Source organism: Winogradskyella sp. R77965, from assembly GCF_044594915.1.
In the GTDB taxonomy this organism is placed as follows: Bacteria; Bacteroidota; Bacteroidia; order Flavobacteriales; family Flavobacteriaceae; genus Winogradskyella.
Genome location: NZ_CP138990.1, coordinates 1,677,122 through 1,692,728, shown reverse-complemented (window position 1 = coordinate 1,692,728; position 15,607 = coordinate 1,677,122). Strand labels below are relative to the sequence as shown.

The 15,607-nt window shown below is 31.6% G+C and carries 13 protein-coding genes; 7 read left to right on the top strand and 6 right to left on the bottom strand.

Going from position 1 to position 15,607, the window contains the following annotated elements; genetic code table 11:
- Positions 1–100 precede the first annotated feature (100 nt).
- Entirely contained in the window at positions 101–745 is a 645-nt protein-coding gene (pyrE, locus tag SJY34_RS07545) for an orotate phosphoribosyltransferase (protein ID WP_400080830.1), read from the bottom strand.
- 121 nt (positions 746–866) lie between these two features.
- Between pyrE and SJY34_RS07540 the strand changes: the two genes are divergently transcribed.
- Positions 867–1,448: an NUDIX hydrolase gene (locus tag SJY34_RS07540; RefSeq protein ID WP_400080827.1), complete on the top strand. Its 582-nt coding sequence runs from the start codon at positions 867–869 to the stop codon at positions 1,446–1,448.
- 44 nt (positions 1,449–1,492) lie between these two features.
- On the opposite strand, the gene SJY34_RS07535 is transcribed toward SJY34_RS07540, so the two are convergent.
- On the bottom strand, positions 1,493–2,668 hold the full coding sequence (locus SJY34_RS07535) for a metallophosphoesterase (protein ID WP_400080824.1): 1,176 nt from the start codon (positions 2,666–2,668) through the stop codon (positions 1,493–1,495).
- A gap of 215 nt (positions 2,669–2,883) precedes the next feature.
- On the opposite strand from SJY34_RS07535, the gene SJY34_RS07530 reads away from it, so the two are divergent.
- Both SJY34_RS07530 and SJY34_RS07525 read left to right on the top strand, forming a co-directional pair.
- The gene (locus tag SJY34_RS07530; RefSeq protein ID WP_400080821.1) at positions 2,884–3,702 is read left to right on the top strand and encodes a sensor histidine kinase; all 819 of its coding nucleotides are present in this window, start codon (positions 2,884–2,886) and stop codon (positions 3,700–3,702) included.
- Complete coding sequence (locus SJY34_RS07525) at positions 3,699–4,397, top strand: LytR/AlgR family response regulator transcription factor (protein ID WP_400080818.1); 699 nt, start codon at positions 3,699–3,701, stop codon at positions 4,395–4,397. The genes SJY34_RS07530 and SJY34_RS07525 overlap by 4 nt, the downstream gene beginning before the upstream one ends.
- A 47-nt stretch (positions 4,398–4,444) precedes the next feature.
- Here the strand turns inward: SJY34_RS07525 and SJY34_RS07520 are convergent, their stop codons facing one another.
- Positions 4,445–6,202, bottom strand: coding sequence for a M14 family metallopeptidase (locus SJY34_RS07520; protein WP_400080815.1), 1,758 nt, complete (start codon positions 6,200–6,202; stop codon positions 4,445–4,447).
- Positions 6,203–6,334: 132 nt separating this feature from the next.
- On the opposite strand from SJY34_RS07520, the gene ctlX reads away from it, so the two are divergent.
- Positions 6,335–7,267 (top strand): citrulline utilization hydrolase CtlX, encoded by a 933-nt coding sequence (ctlX, locus tag SJY34_RS07515; protein WP_400080812.1) that lies wholly within the window; start codon positions 6,335–6,337, stop codon positions 7,265–7,267.
- An 81-nt stretch (positions 7,268–7,348) separates the two neighbouring features.
- Here ctlX and SJY34_RS07510 read toward each other — a convergent pair whose 3' ends face one another.
- Positions 7,349–7,975: a chromophore lyase CpcT/CpeT gene (locus SJY34_RS07510; RefSeq protein WP_400080810.1), complete on the bottom strand. Its 627-nt coding sequence runs from the start codon at positions 7,973–7,975 to the stop codon at positions 7,349–7,351.
- Positions 7,976–8,013: 38 nt separating this feature from the next.
- Positions 8,014–10,062 (bottom strand): tetratricopeptide repeat protein, encoded by a 2,049-nt coding sequence (locus SJY34_RS07505; RefSeq protein WP_400080807.1) that lies wholly within the window; start codon positions 10,060–10,062, stop codon positions 8,014–8,016.
- A 540-nt stretch (positions 10,063–10,602) separates the two neighbouring features.
- On the opposite strand from SJY34_RS07505, the gene argS reads away from it, so the two are divergent.
- From argS to SJY34_RS07490, 3 genes are all read left to right on the top strand, one after another.
- The gene (argS, locus tag SJY34_RS07500; protein WP_400080805.1) at positions 10,603–12,390 is read left to right on the top strand and encodes an arginine--tRNA ligase; all 1,788 of its coding nucleotides are present in this window, start codon (positions 10,603–10,605) and stop codon (positions 12,388–12,390) included.
- Between the two features lie 56 nt (positions 12,391–12,446).
- A complete protein-coding gene (locus SJY34_RS07495) occupies positions 12,447–13,505 on the top strand; it encodes a helix-turn-helix domain-containing protein (protein WP_400080802.1) in 1,059 nt (352 codons plus the stop codon).
- Positions 13,506–13,603: 98 nt separating this feature from the next.
- Positions 13,604–14,902 carry a carboxypeptidase-like regulatory domain-containing protein gene (locus tag SJY34_RS07490; RefSeq protein WP_400080799.1) on the top strand — a complete coding sequence of 433 codons (1,299 nt, stop codon included), beginning with the start codon at positions 13,604–13,606 and terminating at the stop codon, positions 14,900–14,902.
- A 53-nt stretch (positions 14,903–14,955) separates the two neighbouring features.
- On the opposite strand, the gene SJY34_RS07485 is transcribed toward SJY34_RS07490, so the two are convergent.
- Positions 14,956–15,501: a YfiT family bacillithiol transferase gene (locus SJY34_RS07485; protein WP_400080796.1), complete on the bottom strand. Its 546-nt coding sequence runs from the start codon at positions 15,499–15,501 to the stop codon at positions 14,956–14,958.
- Between the last annotated feature and the right edge of the window lie 106 nt (positions 15,502–15,607).

Genomic DNA, 15,607 nt, shown 5'->3' with positions numbered 1-15,607 from the left:
GTTCAGCATAAATTGTTTAGTCGTTAAGTTGTTATGTTCAAATTTCATGATAAGAAATCAATTAAACAATTCCACAACTAAACGAATCACATATTACATATCAATTAGCGTTCCATTCACTAGGATTAGCGTTCCAATGTGCTAAAATGTCTTGCTGTTTTTCAGTGATATAGTTAGTGTCTAAGGCTTGTTCTAATAGATTTTCGTAATTACCAAGCGTATGTAGTTCTACATTAGCCTCTTCAAAATTCCTTTTTGCAACATCAAATCCATAAGAAAAAATGGCAACCATACCTTTTACGTTGACTTCGGCTTGGTTTAGAGCTTTTACAGCATTAAGACTACTTTTACCAGTGCTAATGAGGTCTTCAACAACGACTACAGTCTGTCCTTTTTCTATATAACCCTCAACCTGATTTTGTCGTCCATGCTTTTTTGCTTCTGGTCTAACATATACAAAAGGTAAGTTGAGGTAGTCAGCAACTAAAGCTCCTATCCCAATTGCTCCTGTAGCAACTCCTGCAATAACGTCTGGTTTGCTGTAAAGTTCTTCAATTTCTCTTGCCATAGTTTCTCTTATATAGTTTCTAATCAATGGATAAGAGAGTACAATACGATTATCGCAATAAATTGGTGATTTCCAGCCAGAGGCCCAAGTAAATGGTTCATTTGGCTGTAATTTTATAGCATTAATTTGCAATAAAACTTCTGCGGTTTTTTTAGCGGTTTCTTTGTTGAAAATCATGCTGCAAAATTAATGAATTTTGATAGTTGATAAATTTTAATTCTAATTAAATTTTCAACTTTTACTAGTTGTCATAAAAAATAATACTTTTACATATGTAAAGTTGAAACATATCTTATCTATGTACACCATATATGTAGGGGACAAACCTATTATTTTAACGACCAAAGTTGAAAGAGAAACTGATTTTAAATCTTTTCTTTTAAAATCTGTAAACATCGGTAAAGTTATTAAAACACTTAATAAGACGGATTTACAAGGTGTACATCTAATTGATAAAAATCCTGAAAAATTACTCAACAAGTTTTTGAAACTCCTACCAAATGTAATCGCTGGTGGCGGAAAAGCCTATAACTCTAATAATGAAATTCTTTTTATCTACAGAAATGATAAATGGGATTTGCCAAAAGGAAAGGCAGAACGTAAAGAATCGATTGAAGAAACTGCTACACGAGAAGTAGAGGAGGAGACAGGAGTCAAAGGACTAAAAATCACAAAGCCTTTATCAACGACGTACCACATTTTTAAGCGTAATGGTAAGCATAAAATTAAAGTAACCTATTGGTTTGAAATGAAAACCGATTTTGAAGGCAAATTATTTCCTGAAGAAAGTGAAGGTATTACTAAGGTAAAATGGTTAGACGCTAAAGCGTCTCAAAAGGCTTTAGAAAATAGTTATGCTAATATTCGGATTTTGATTTAATTTTGAACTGTTTTCTATAGTCTTTGGAAAAATCTTTTAGGAATTTAAATCTCTTCTTTTTCACCATTGGTTAAAACACGATAGTATTTATTACTTACGATAAGTAAACCTTCAGATTTTTTATTTGGCCAGTTTTTATGGTAATCTTTTGGGTGTTGAACATCAATACCTATTACTTTTCCATTAAAGTACCTTTTTACTTTTTCTTGAATAGTATGTCCTACTATAATGGTTTTTGCATCAAATATATTTAAACTTAAATCAATTTGTTCTTGAGTTAAGTCGTCATCTTTAAAGTAGCCGCGATACCAACTAATTCCTGTTTTAGATGATAGTAATAGATCTGTTTCGCTTTTATCTGCTTTTGGATATGGTGCTAGATAATAGTTTACTCTTAATAATTTGTTTATGTCTTCTAAAGAAATGCTAATATTTGCAATATCTGGATGTAAGCCACCATGAGCAAATAGATTTCCATTAATGGATTCTATGGTATTTTTACTCGATAACCATTTGCCTAAAAATGAATTTGAGTCGTATAAATTAGATTGGGTTTTGCCCAATATAGAGGATACAAACGTGTATTTTAAAGAGGAAGCTTCATAATCACCATACATGTTTTTTAATTCATGGTTTCCTATTATAAAGTGCACATTTCCACCATATTTTTTTGCTTCTTGCTCTAATTTGTAAATGAACCATAAAACTTGTGTTGTAGAAAAACCTCTGTCTACAAAATCGCCAACTAAAACTAAATGACCCTTGCCAAATGTCCAGTTTAACTTTTTATTAATAACACTATTATTAATTAGGAAATCCCTGAACGTTTTAAATCCACTTTCAATATCAGATATTGCTAGAACCTCTTCATTGTCATTATAAACGGATTTAGGTGTTTTAAAATTTGAATTTAGTTTAAAACTAAAACTTGTTGAGTCTAATGCGAAAAAACAGCTCAATGATTTAGATTCGCTTGTAGGCACCTCTTTTTTATTCACATAAAAACCATCTTTTTTATTCCCTCTAATGTAGTTCACATTTAGAGTACTATCATTTTTATAAAAGACATAAGGTCCTTCATTATCCCAATTCATTTTTTGCGGATTGTCACCATAATGAATACTTCCATTTTCATGTAATAATATTGAAGTGGCAATTAGTAAAAGAACTATAATAGTCCCGAAGATGTGCTTTAAATAGCGTAAGATTCTTTTTTTCATTTTAATAGCTTCTTAATGATTACTGTTAGTTTTTTGATTGGAACAAATATTAGTCTTATGTGAACCTTAAAGAAATTTATGTGATGAACACTTTCTTTAAATGTTTGTAATTGCATAATTGACGTTCATCCCTAAAATCAAAAGTTTGATGGCTCTAGATTTTGTGGTTGTCACTTTTCTCTAGAATGACATGAGTATTCTTTTTACTTTGCAGTATGATTTCTACTCTAAAAAAGAACAATTGGTTATTAGCGAAGTTTATAATTCTAGTGACAATTTTAGTTCCTTTGGGAATTACAGCTTATGAGCTTATTGTACTTAAAAAAGATTCTGTATTGTTTCTTGGCGATTTTCATCCAGCTGTAGCAATCGTCGTATTGATATATTATGCTATTCTTTTGGTTATTGGTATACTTTGGATAATCACACAGCTTAAGTCTGTATTGCAACTAAAGAATGAAAAAACTAAAAATGAACTCTTGCATTTACAAAGTCAGGTAAATCCTCACTTTTTCTTTAATATGTTGAATAACTTGTATGGTTTGGTAGATGTAGATTCTGAAAAAGCAAAAGCACTTATTTTAAAATTGTCTGAATTAATGCGTTATAGCATTTATGAAGGTGAAAGAGGCACTGTATATTTAGAAGAAGAAGTAGAGTACCTAAAAAATTATATTGAAATACATCGTATGCGTTATCATAAGGATATCGATGTAAAATGCAACATAGATATTGAAAATAATAAGCCTCAAATAATGCCTTTACTGTTTATTATTCTTTTAGAAAATGCTTTTAAACACGGTGTAGAAAATTTACGAGATAAAGCTTATATACATCTAAATTTAAGAACTGATAAGAATACTATTTATTTTAGTATTGAGAATAATTTTGATGAGTCTCAATTATCTGAAGTTTCTGGTATAGGTATTAAAAATTTAAAGCGACGATTAGAATTAGCATATCCTAATATGCATAGGCTTACTTTTACAAATACTGAAGATATTTATAAAGCAAATTTAGAGCTTCAATTATGATAACATACCTAATTATTGACGATGAGTATATTGCTCACGATATCATAAAAGGCTATTGTGATATGTTACCAAATATGCAATTAGCGAAGCAATGCTATGATGCATTAGAAGCTTTAGACTATTTGCGAGAACACCGAGTAGATTTGATTTTTTTAGACTTAAATATGCCTAAACTAAAAGGTTTTGAGTTGCTAAAAACCTTATCCTCACCACCAAAAATTGTTGTAACCACTGCCTATCAAGAATATGCACTTGAGGGTTATGAATTAAACATTGTAGACTATTTGTTAAAGCCTTTTAGCTTTGAGCGTTTTTTAAAAGCAGTACAAAAAGCTTTAGAAATAAAGCCAATGGAAACTGCACCTTTTACCGAGGAATTTAAAAAAGCCCTGGACTACATATTTATCTATGCCGATAAGAAGTACATACAAGTACAGACTAAAAATATTCTTTATCTTGAGGCTGCTGGCAATTATGTAAAAGTGATTACTAAAGACCAACAAGTCTTAACCAGAGAAAAGATTTCTGATATAGCAAAACGTTTATCAAATGATAGCTTCATACAGGTACATAAATCTTACGTAGTGTCAAAACCGCATATTGAGTTTATTGAAGGCAACCGAATAAAGATTAAGGATGTTTTTGTACCGATAGGTAAATTATATAAATCTAATGTTAGTGATATTCTTGATTGATCTTTAAATTGCCTATAGATTGACTGAAAATTTCATAATATCAGAATCTATTTTAGACGATAAACAGGATACTGTAAATGAGCCTTCTCATAATTTTTACTCTGCTTATGCAGCCAATCTAATTGCGCATACCAATTGTTTGCAAAGTCTTCATCATAGCTGACTTTGATGTCATATTCAATTTTCAATTTAGGGTTACTCTTTAAAAGAAGTTGTGCTCTGTCTTCCCAAACATAAGGTGAGAAGCCTTCTTTTTGTTGTAAAATGGTATCGAAGAAATTCCAGTTAAAGAATGAGTCTGGAGCTGTTGGCTCTAATGTTTCCAATAAATAACGTATGGCTTTTTGGTCTGTGGAAACCATATAGTCCCCTTTTCTAAACTTCAGTTTTTCTTTAGATGATTTTACTTTAGTGTTGTAATGTTGATAATGACCTTCGTAAGCCGATTTTCGCGTTTCGTAGACATCTATTTTATAGGATTCTACAGTTAGTGTCGTGTCTTTTTCTAGCTGTGTCATTTCTACTTTATTTAGCTTTAATACATCAATCACATTGTGCCAACCTTTAGGAATAACATAAGCTTTCGGAATTGTTATAGAGTCCTTGGTTTTAAAATAGTTTTGATATTTCACTTCTTTAGTAAAAGGTTTTGATCTATCATATTTCAAACGTTTTGCACCAGTCAATTCACTAGGAATCATTTCTCCTTCGTAACCTTTAAAGTTTAGGGTTGTTGTTTTTGTTGTATCTACTGTCCAAGCTAAGGGGTAGCTTTTTCCTGCTGTCCATAAATTAGACTGGTCTTTTCTAAGTTTTGAGATTTTATCTCCTTCCTCTTCGGTAATTTCAATCATGCTTTTCATTAACTCATAAGTCCCTTCAACACGTTGTTTGTATGGTTTTAACATGTGTGTTTCTACCATCATTCCTAGAGTATTAAACAGTGTGGTGTAGCCTGTGGAATATCTAGGTGAATCCATAAACTGTCTAAACCCAGAATCTGGTGTACGGTTAAAAACATTGACATAAGGTGTGATATCCCAAGACTTAACTTTTAATTTTTGTTCTAAAGCTGGCATCATTTCTGTGTGAATATAATCCCCCAATTCACCTCCTAATTTATTATGTTGGGTAAACAAATGCGTCAATGTATACTGATAATCTGCACCATTGCTTACATGATTGTCTATAAATACATCTGGTTGTACTAAATGAAATATTTGAGCAAAGGTTTTGGCATTTTTGGTATCAGCTTTTATAAAATCACGATTGAGATCGAAGTTTCTCGCATTGCCTCTAAAGCCATACTCTTTTGGACCATTTTGGTTAGTGCGTGTCCCTGTATTTCTATTTAGGCTTCCGCCAACGTTATAAATAGGAATAGTAACTACAATCGTGCTTTTTAGAGCATCAATTTTACCTTGAGCTAAATCTCTAAATAACATCATAGTTGCATCAATACCATCGGATTCGCCTGGATGAATGCCATTATTTATCAATAGTATTCTAGTGTTCTTTCTATTGCTTTCAAAATTATCGCCAGAATCATTCATATTTAAAGTAACTATATGTAAAGGTTTTCCAGAATCGGTTTCTCCAATGGCTTGGATTGAAATTTCGGAATAGGTATCTGCTAAATTTTGATAATAATCTATTGTTTCTTGGTAGGTAGCTGTTTCTAAACCTTCACTTTTTTCGAAAACCGTTGTAAAATCTATATTGGGTTTTTCGTTTTTTGAATTTGAGTTTTCTGTTTTATCTGCACAAGAACAAATAATTAAGAACACGAAAAAGATTTTTTTCATTTTAAGATATTGATTGATAATTAATTGGGTATTGCATTTCAAACTTAATGATTTTATATATTAAAGATGCATATCAACTGTTTTTTAAGCCATAAAAAACATTAATTTTGCAATACTTTGAAACCCTAATAAATGCAACAAACGACAAATACCATTTTAATGATTCGTCCGATAAATTTCAGGATGAATGAGCAAACTGCTGTTAATAATTATTTTCAGGAAGATTTAGATTTAAAGAATGCTGAAATTAATGCTAAAGCACAGAAAGAATTTGATGCTTTTGTAGATAAGTTGAAAGCGGCAGGTATTAATGTTATTGTAGAAAACGATGATACGCTATTGGATAGTCCAGATTCAATTTTTCCAAACAACTGGGTGAGTTTCCATGGTAATGGAGATGTTGCAAAATATCCAATGTTTGCAGAGAATAGAAGGCGTGAGCGTAGAGATGAAGTCTTTATTAGACTGGAGGAAGAAGGTTTTAAAATTGAAAATATTATCGATTATACATCTGCAGAACTCGAAGGTGTTTTTTTAGAAGGCACAGGAAGTGTTGCATTAGATCGCGTCAATAGAAAAGCCTATTGTGCATTATCACCTAGAGCAGATGAAGATTTATTTATTGAGTTTTGCGAAGATTTTGAATATACTCCAGTAATATTTACGGCAAATCAAACTGTTAATGGAAAACGTCTAGCTATTTACCACACTAATGTAATGATGTGTATTGCTGAAAACTTTGCTGTCATTTGTTTAGATTCCATTGACGACAAAAAGGAACGTAAAAATGTGGTGAAGCATTTAAAGCAAGATGGTAAAGAAATCATTTCTATTTCTGAAGCCCAAATGCATCAGTTTGCCGGAAACATGTTACAATTGAGAGGTACTGACAATCAACGTTATTTAGTGATGAGTGAGGCTGCGTATAAAAGCTTAGCGCCTAATCAAATTAAAGCGATAGAAAAACATTGTCCGATACTATCGAGTTCTTTAGAAACTATTGAAACTTGTGGAGGCGGAAGTGCACGCTGCATGATGGCTGAAGTGTTTTTACCAAAAGTCTAATTGTTGATGCGTTTATTTGACTAAAACAACAATAAGTCTTGATTCTCTATTCTAGAAGCGAAGCGGTCTTGATTCTTTTTGTCAATCTAGTTTATTAAAAATATAGCCACTTTTTTCGGCTCCCCAAACGTATTCACCATTGGCATCAAAACCACGATCCCAAGAAATTATTTTATCTTCTAAGATTTCAACTTCACTTCTAGCATAAGCAGCTCCGCGCATAGTACTGACGCAGGTTGTATCACCAGTTTTACCTATAAATTGATTTGGAGCTGTACGTTTTAAAATAACTTCACAACCATCTTTTAGAGCAATATCTTTTAATGAAATTGAATCGAATGATTTTGGGTTTTTCCACATACCAATCCAGAGCGAATCTACATCTAGCATATAAATAGCTGAGCTAAATGTACTATCTGAAGCTCTAGTAACTTCGTAAATACGCTGACGATACGGCTTGTTTTGCGCACTGTTTAAGGCTTGTTCCACATATAGAAAGTTCCCTTTATCTTCCCAAATAGGATACATGTGTAATGAAATGTTGTAATATGAAGAATCGACTTGGGCTTGTATCTCTGAGTTAAATGAGCCTTGCATTAAAGTGAATAATTCCTTGAGTTCGGTATCTTCTTTAACTTCTGATTTTGTTTCCTTTTTACAACTGTAAACTAAAAAAAGTAAAATTAAAAAGGGAAGAAAGTATTTCATGATTCTATGATTTAGAATCTAAATATAGACAAAAAATACTAAGCTTTTGAAGTCGCTTTAGGAAGTTCGACAAAGAATTTACTGCCAACATTTTGGGTGCTTTCTACCCAAATTCTACCATTATTCAGTTCAACTAAATCTTTGGCAATAGTTAAGCCCAATCCTGTACCTTTTTCATTTTTTGTACCAACAGTAGTGAAGTTTTTATTGGCATTAAAAAGCTTGTCTATATTCTCTTTCGAAATACCTACACCTGTGTCCTCAACACATATGAGGGCTTTACCATTTACATCCTGATTAGATACAGTAATTACATCACCAGTTCTACTGAACTTAACAGCATTAGTGATTAAATTCTGAATTACAATCTCTACCATACTTTTATCAGCGTAGATAAAATCTTGCTGAGACTCGTCAATAAGAACTATGCGTTTGTCCTCCACTTTTTGCTCTACTAAAGCAATTTTATTGTGAAATACATCCTGAATATTAAACGATTCTGGCTTTGGCTCTAAATTTTGCATTTGCGATTTAGACCAATTCAATAAATTGAATAAAAGTGCAGATGCATTGTTGGCATTATCACTTAATTCCGGAATCAGTTCATAAAATTCATCTTTAGAAATACTGTCTTCTCTCAGCAAATCTAAAAATGCTTTTATAGAGGAAATAGAATCTTTTAGATCATGAGAAACAATAGAGAATAGCTTATCTTTTACTTGATTCACTTCTTCTAGATGATGAGTTTGTTCTAAAATTGTTTCGTTTCTAATTTTCTCTTGTGCTAATTTTTCTTTTTGCTTATTTAATTCTTTCTTGTGAGATTTAGCTTTTAATAGACTAAATATTAAAAATGATAATAAAACTGCTATGGCTGCTAAAGCTCCGAATAATATCCAAGGCTTATTGAACCAAGTAGTTTTTTCGGTTTTATCTTCAAATTTATTGATATTCTCTTCAATAGGGTTATTAATACTTATATCTAAAGGATCTACATCTATTGGGAAAACGGGTTGATCAATCTGGGCGAGTGAGTCTTTTAAATTATGATATTTGTTTTTCCAAAAGAATGCATTTTCAAAATAACCACGTGTAGAATCTAAAGCTATGTGGAGCTTATAATTTTCTAGAAGCTCAGTTTTATTATCTATTTTTTGAGCAATTTTATAGGCTTCATCTAATTGTTTGGCGGCAAGTTTTACTTTCTCTTTTTGAAGATTTAAATTTCCGATAGCATTCAAGGCTCTTAAAATACCTTCACTATTTCCTTGCTTTCTATTGTATTTTAAGCCTTCTACCAAATATTCTGATGCTTTATCATATTCTTTAAAGCGTAAATATTCACTACCTAATTTAGGAAGTATTTCACCTCGTAAATCTTTATCAGTTTTAGGATTTAAAATTTCTAATACCTTTTCGTAATACTCAATAGCTTTGCGATGTTCTTTGAGTATAGAATACAATTCTGCAATATTTTTTGTAGACGTTATAATGCCTACTCTATCATTAATTCTCTCACGAACTTCGAGTGCTTTTAGATTAAACTCTATTGCTTTATCAAATTGATTGGTTTTGTAATAAGCTTCAGCAAGATTATTATAAGCTGTACTTAATTCTTCTTTTAGATCCTGTTTTTCAAAAATGTCAATTGCAGATAATGAATTCTGAAGACCTACGGCATAATTTCCTCGTTTAATCTCTAAGAGACCAATGCTATTACTCACTTTAGCAACGCCAAGTGTATCTCTAATCTGAGAATAATACGTTTTGGATTTGTTATAATTATCTATTGAATTAAAATAATCATTACGATTTGTGTAAATTAAAGCTCTGTAATAACTGCTTTCGGCCAGTCCTTTGGTGTAATTTATTTCTTCAGAAAGTTTTGAGGTTTCATTGACATAGAGTAGCGCTATATTATAATCTTCTATTGCGTAGAGTTCGCTAATGAGCATTAACGACATATCCACCTTAGTAGAATCTTGTTTTTGATACGCTAATTGCACCTTAAGCTCATCTATCTTTTCATTTTGAGAAAAAACAAACAACGATATAAGACAAGCAGCTAATGTCAGTAACTGCTTCATCCTTTTATAGCGTTAAAACGAATTGCGATGTTTTGGTGTGTAAAACTTTTATAGAGGGATGCCAAAAGTAAGTCAACACTAAACAATAACAACTGGGTTAATGTGTGATAATTAAGCCTCATTAATGTTTTGGGACATTGATTAATAGCATTCCAAAAATGACATTAAGTGCTGGGATATACTAATATTTAGGATTTACTACCAATAAATTAGATGAAGTGTTAGCTTGAATTTTTGAAATAATCGACGAATAGATTAACGGCAAAAATCATGGTAGAACTACCTGTTTATCGATGAAATGCATGTTTTGGTTAGTATGTTGGTTATTAGCTATTTAGGATGATTTTAAGATTGTCTTATCTAAAATTTTCAGCCTGAACATATCTAAAATTGTGGTTGGAAATAGGAATAAGTTTTATAAAAAAAACGGGAACACGAGCTTTACTATAAATCACTATATTAAATCTTAATAAAACTGCTATCTTTGCCAACGTTTTAAAATACCCTGTCTGCCGATAGGCAGGCAAAACAAAGCAAAATATGAATCTTCAAGAGACTTTAGAATTACATGTAAAAGCAGCGATAAAAGCCTTGTTTCAATCGGAATTGGAATCGGTAGAATTTCAAGCCACTCGAAAAGAGTTTGCTGGAGATATTACGGTTGTGGTATTTCCAATGTTGCGTGTAGTAAAAGGAAATCCTGCAGTCATTGGTGAGCAAATAGGACAGTATTTACAAGATAATATTGATCTGGTAAAAGGATTTAATGTTGTTAAAGGTTTTTTGAATATCGAAATTAGTGATAATTATTACCTAGATTTCTTTCAATCCATACAGGCCAAAGCCAATTACGGTTTCGTTGAGCAAAAGGAGGATAAAGCCGTTATGGTAGAGTATTCCTCACCAAATACCAACAAACCTTTGCATTTAGGACACGTTAGAAATGTATTGTTAGGTTATAGCGTTGCTGAAATATTGAAAGCTTCTGGAAAGAAAGTTTATAAAACTCAAATCATTAATGATAGAGGAATTCATATTTGTAAGAGTATGTTGGCTTGGGAACGATTTGGAAATGGCGAAACACCAAAATCTACTGAATTAAAGGGCGATAAACTTGTTGGAAATTATTATGTAAAGTTTGACCAAGCTTACAAAGCTGAAATTTCAGAACTAGTGACTCAAGGTAAATCTGAAGAAGATGCTAAAAAGCATGCACCAATTTTACTTGCTGCTCAGGAAATGCTTATTAAATGGGAAGCAGGTGATGAAGACGTTGTAGAGCTTTGGAAAAAAATGAATGGTTGGGTTTATAAAGGGTTTGAAGAAACTTATAAAAATATTGGTGTTGATTTTGATAAATACTATTACGAAAGTGATACCTATTTGCTTGGAAAAGAGTTTGTATCCGAAGGATTAAAAACAGGAGTGTTTTTTAAAAAAGATGATGGTTCGGTGTGGTGCGATTTAACCGAAGATGGTTTAGACGAAAAAATAGTTTTGCGAAGTGATGGTACTGCGGTTTATATGACTCAAGATATCGGTACAGCTATACAACGTATAAAAGATTATCCTGATGTAGGAGGAATGGTTTACACAGTTGGTAACGAACAAGATTATCATTTTAAAGTGTTGTTCTTAATCTTAAAGAAACTAGGTTTCGATTGGGCTGAGAATCTATTTCATTTGAGTTATGGGATGGTGGATTTACCAAGTGGAAAAATGAAGAGTAGAGAAGGAACTGTTGTAGATGCTGATGATTTAATCCGTGAGATGTCAGATACTGCTGAAGAGATTTCTAAAGAATTAGGTAAACTAGAAGACTATTCTGAATCTGAAAAGAAAGCACTTTACAAAACTATTGGTTTAGGAGCTTTAAAATATTATATCTTAAAGGTAGATCCGAAAAAACGAATTTTATTCGATCCGAAAGAATCTATTGATTTTCAGGGTAATACAGGACCATTTATTCAATATACCTATGCCAGAATTCAATCGATTTTGAGAAAGACTGATTCTAATTTAGATGTCGCTTCGACTTCGCTCTGCGACCAAGTAGTCTTGCATGAGAAAGAAAAACAGCTCATTAAACAATTAGAGCTGTTTCCAGAAGTGATACAAAATGCAGCAGAGCAGCATAGTCCTGCGTTGATTGCTAATTACACTTACGATTTAGTAAAAGATTTTAATTCGTTCTATCAAAATGTATCTATTCTAGGTGCAGATACTGATGTGGAAAAAGGTTTTAGAGTCGCCTTGTCTAGATCCGTAAGCCAAACCATTAAAAATGCATTTAGTGTTTTAGGGATTGATGTTCCTGAACGCATGTAGATATCTTGCCAACCCAAAAAAATAATATTACATTGTGTCTAATCAAATAGCACACATTGGAGATCATCCGTTACATATTATTTACTCAAGTATTTATTGCATTTTTTGTAGCTGGAGGCGTGTTTTTTAAATCACGACATCTAAGAAGTACTACATTGTCTTTACTCATTGCATTAGTTGGTTTTCATATTTTATTGTTTTTGTATGGTTCTGGCTCACTTGCCTTTCTACATCCAGAGTTTAGAAGTTGGTTCTATTTTGAAGTTGCTTTTCTTTTTGGACCTTTGTTATTTATTCATTTGCAATGTGTTATTTACAATAAGAAAAAATTAAAGGTTATTGATATATTACACTTGATTCCAATACTTATTTTTTGGATTGGTTATGGTGATGTGTTACTAATGGACGGGAAGTTACGTGGAGAATATATAAACGAAAACTTTATCAATAGGACAATGCTATGGAATTACTTTTTGGCTTTTCAAATGGTAATATATGCTCTAGGATGCTCATTTTTTCTTTACCTCAAAAGGTTTGAACTCACAAAAAAGCAGAAAAATTATACATTATTTATGGTGTTAGCATATGTTTGTTCTGCATTATTAATTTCTTATTTAACACATTTTGCAAATAACTGGAGAGATTTTGCATCGTATTATCTGATTCTTACACTTTTCATTTTTGGTGTTGGTTATCTACTTTTTAAAAATCCAGATTTTTTAAAACAAATCCGAAAAAAATATTTTGGCTCTAATCTTTCTGAAAATGATATGCAACGTATTGCATCTAAAATTGACACTACGTTTACTAAAGATTTGTTGTTTTTAGATAGTGGCTTAAGCATTCAGAAATTAGGTAAGATTTTAGATGAAAAACCGCACCATGTGTCTCAAACGTTTTCAGAGCATATATCTGAAAGTTTTAACGATTATGTTAATAAACATCGTATTGAGATTGCTAAAAAGCGTTTACATGACTCAGCGTACAGAAATTATAAGATTGTGGCCATTGCATTAGAGAGTGGTTTTAATAATAAAGTAACCTTCTACAAGGCATTTACAAAGTTTTCAAATCAAACACCTTCGGCATTTAGAAAACTAAAAAAGAGTGAATAATAATTATTATTAACAGTTTAACATTTTGTAAATAAAGAACTTGATGCTTTTGTCGTATCTTAGTATGAGTTAATTTTGTTTAATAAATAATAACTGTTATGGAAAAATATCACTTTTTAAAATTGTTTGCTAGTACTTGCTTTGCTATGTTATTAGTGACATTTTCATTACATGCTCAGGCAGATTTTACCGAGTTTAGTGGAAAAGTAATTGACGGTAGTTCTAATAAGGCTTTAGAGGCAGTAAGCCTTAATGTTAATGAAACTAATATTAGTACTATTACCAACTCAGAAGGCGAGTTTACACTTAAGGTGCCAAATAAATACTTAGACTCAAAGGTAATGGTGACAACTTTGGGTTATAATACACGAGTTATGCCTTTATCTGAACTGAATAGAACAGATAACAAAATAAAACTCTACAAGGCTATAACCGAATTATCTACAGTGAGTGTTTCTGCTTATAAAAATGCGGAACATTTAGTAAGAAGAATATTTGAGGAAAAGAACAGAAGCTCGAAAGATGAGTCAGTGTATATGACTGCTTTTTACCGAGAAACCATTAAACGTCGTAATAGAAATGTCTCTTTAACTGAGGCCGTTGTAAATATTTTAAAGCAACCTAATGCTTCAGAACAACGTGATGCAATACAGCTTAGTAAAGCAAGAAAAAGCACTGATTATAGACGTTTAGATACAGTTTCTGTAAAACTACAAGGCGGTCCTTTTTCTACTATTTACTTAGATGTTATGAAATATCCTGAGTATATTTTCACAGAAGAAACGATTTCTAGTTATAACTTTTCTTTTGATGCACCTTCTACTATAAATAACAGAAATGTTTATGTTGTTAATTTCTCGTCTAAGAGTAATAGTTTAAGTGCTAATTATAATGGAAAATTGTTTGTTGATGTTCAAACTTTAGCATTAGTTAGTGCTAATTATGCATTAGATGTTAGCAATATGAAGAAATCCAAAAATTTATTGGTTAAAAAGAAACCTAGTAACGTTGTTGTATATCCTCTAGAAGCACTTTATAAAGTAGATTATAAAGCTAAAGGTAGTAAATGGTATTATAGCTATTCTAACTTAAGCCTAAGGTTTAAAGTGAATAAAAAAAGAGATATTTTTAATAAAGTTTATACGTTGTCTAGTGAGATGGCTGTAACGGATTGGGAAGTTAACTCTACTGATATAAAAATTAAAAATAAAGATAGACTAAGACCAACTGTTATTATAACAGATGCTATTTCTGGGTTTTCAGATCCAAATTTTTGGGGAGAGTATAATCTCATTGAACCAGATAAATCTATTGAATCTGCTATTGAGAAAATTAGAAAAAATATAAGGAAGCAAAAAGAAAAAGAAAAGTCTAAAACCGTAGATGGAAGACCTTAATTAATTAGCAATATATATTTTGGAAAAAGTCCTGAATTTATTTTCAGGGTTTTTTATTTGAACGTTTCTTTATATTCGAGTGCTTGGTTAATATGTGCTAGATGATGATTGCTATGCCATGCATATGTCCCAATCGTCTCTTCCAAAGAAAAATGTTTTCCGTGTTCTGGATGAACAAACGCCCGCTTCAATTCTTCTTTATTTAAATTTTTTAATAGAATACCTAATTTTTTATGAACTCCTGTAAGAATAGAAATTGAGCTATCTATTGAAATGTTATAATCAATTAATTTGGCAAAACGGTCTTCAAAATAAGGTCTAATGGTTGGTGTATCTTCCGTCAGTGCTAGTTTAAACCGTAATATACTATTGATATGACTGTCGGCACAATGATGAACCACTTGTTTAATTGTCCATCCATCAGGTCTATATTTATAATTCAATTCCTCTTCGCTGAGGTCTTTTGTAATAGAGATAATAGATTGGGGTAAAGTTTCAATGGATGTTATCCACTCATTAATATGGTGCTCAGTTATTACATCTGGTTTTTTAAACTCACCAATAGGAAACCTTAGTTTATACAAGCTTTGTTCTGTCATAATTTTTGAATCTTTTAAATTAAAGCGATTAACCTAACCAATAGTTAATTCGGTGAAATCTACCTGACCAAGATTGGTGTTTACATGCGGTCCAACAAAGATATTA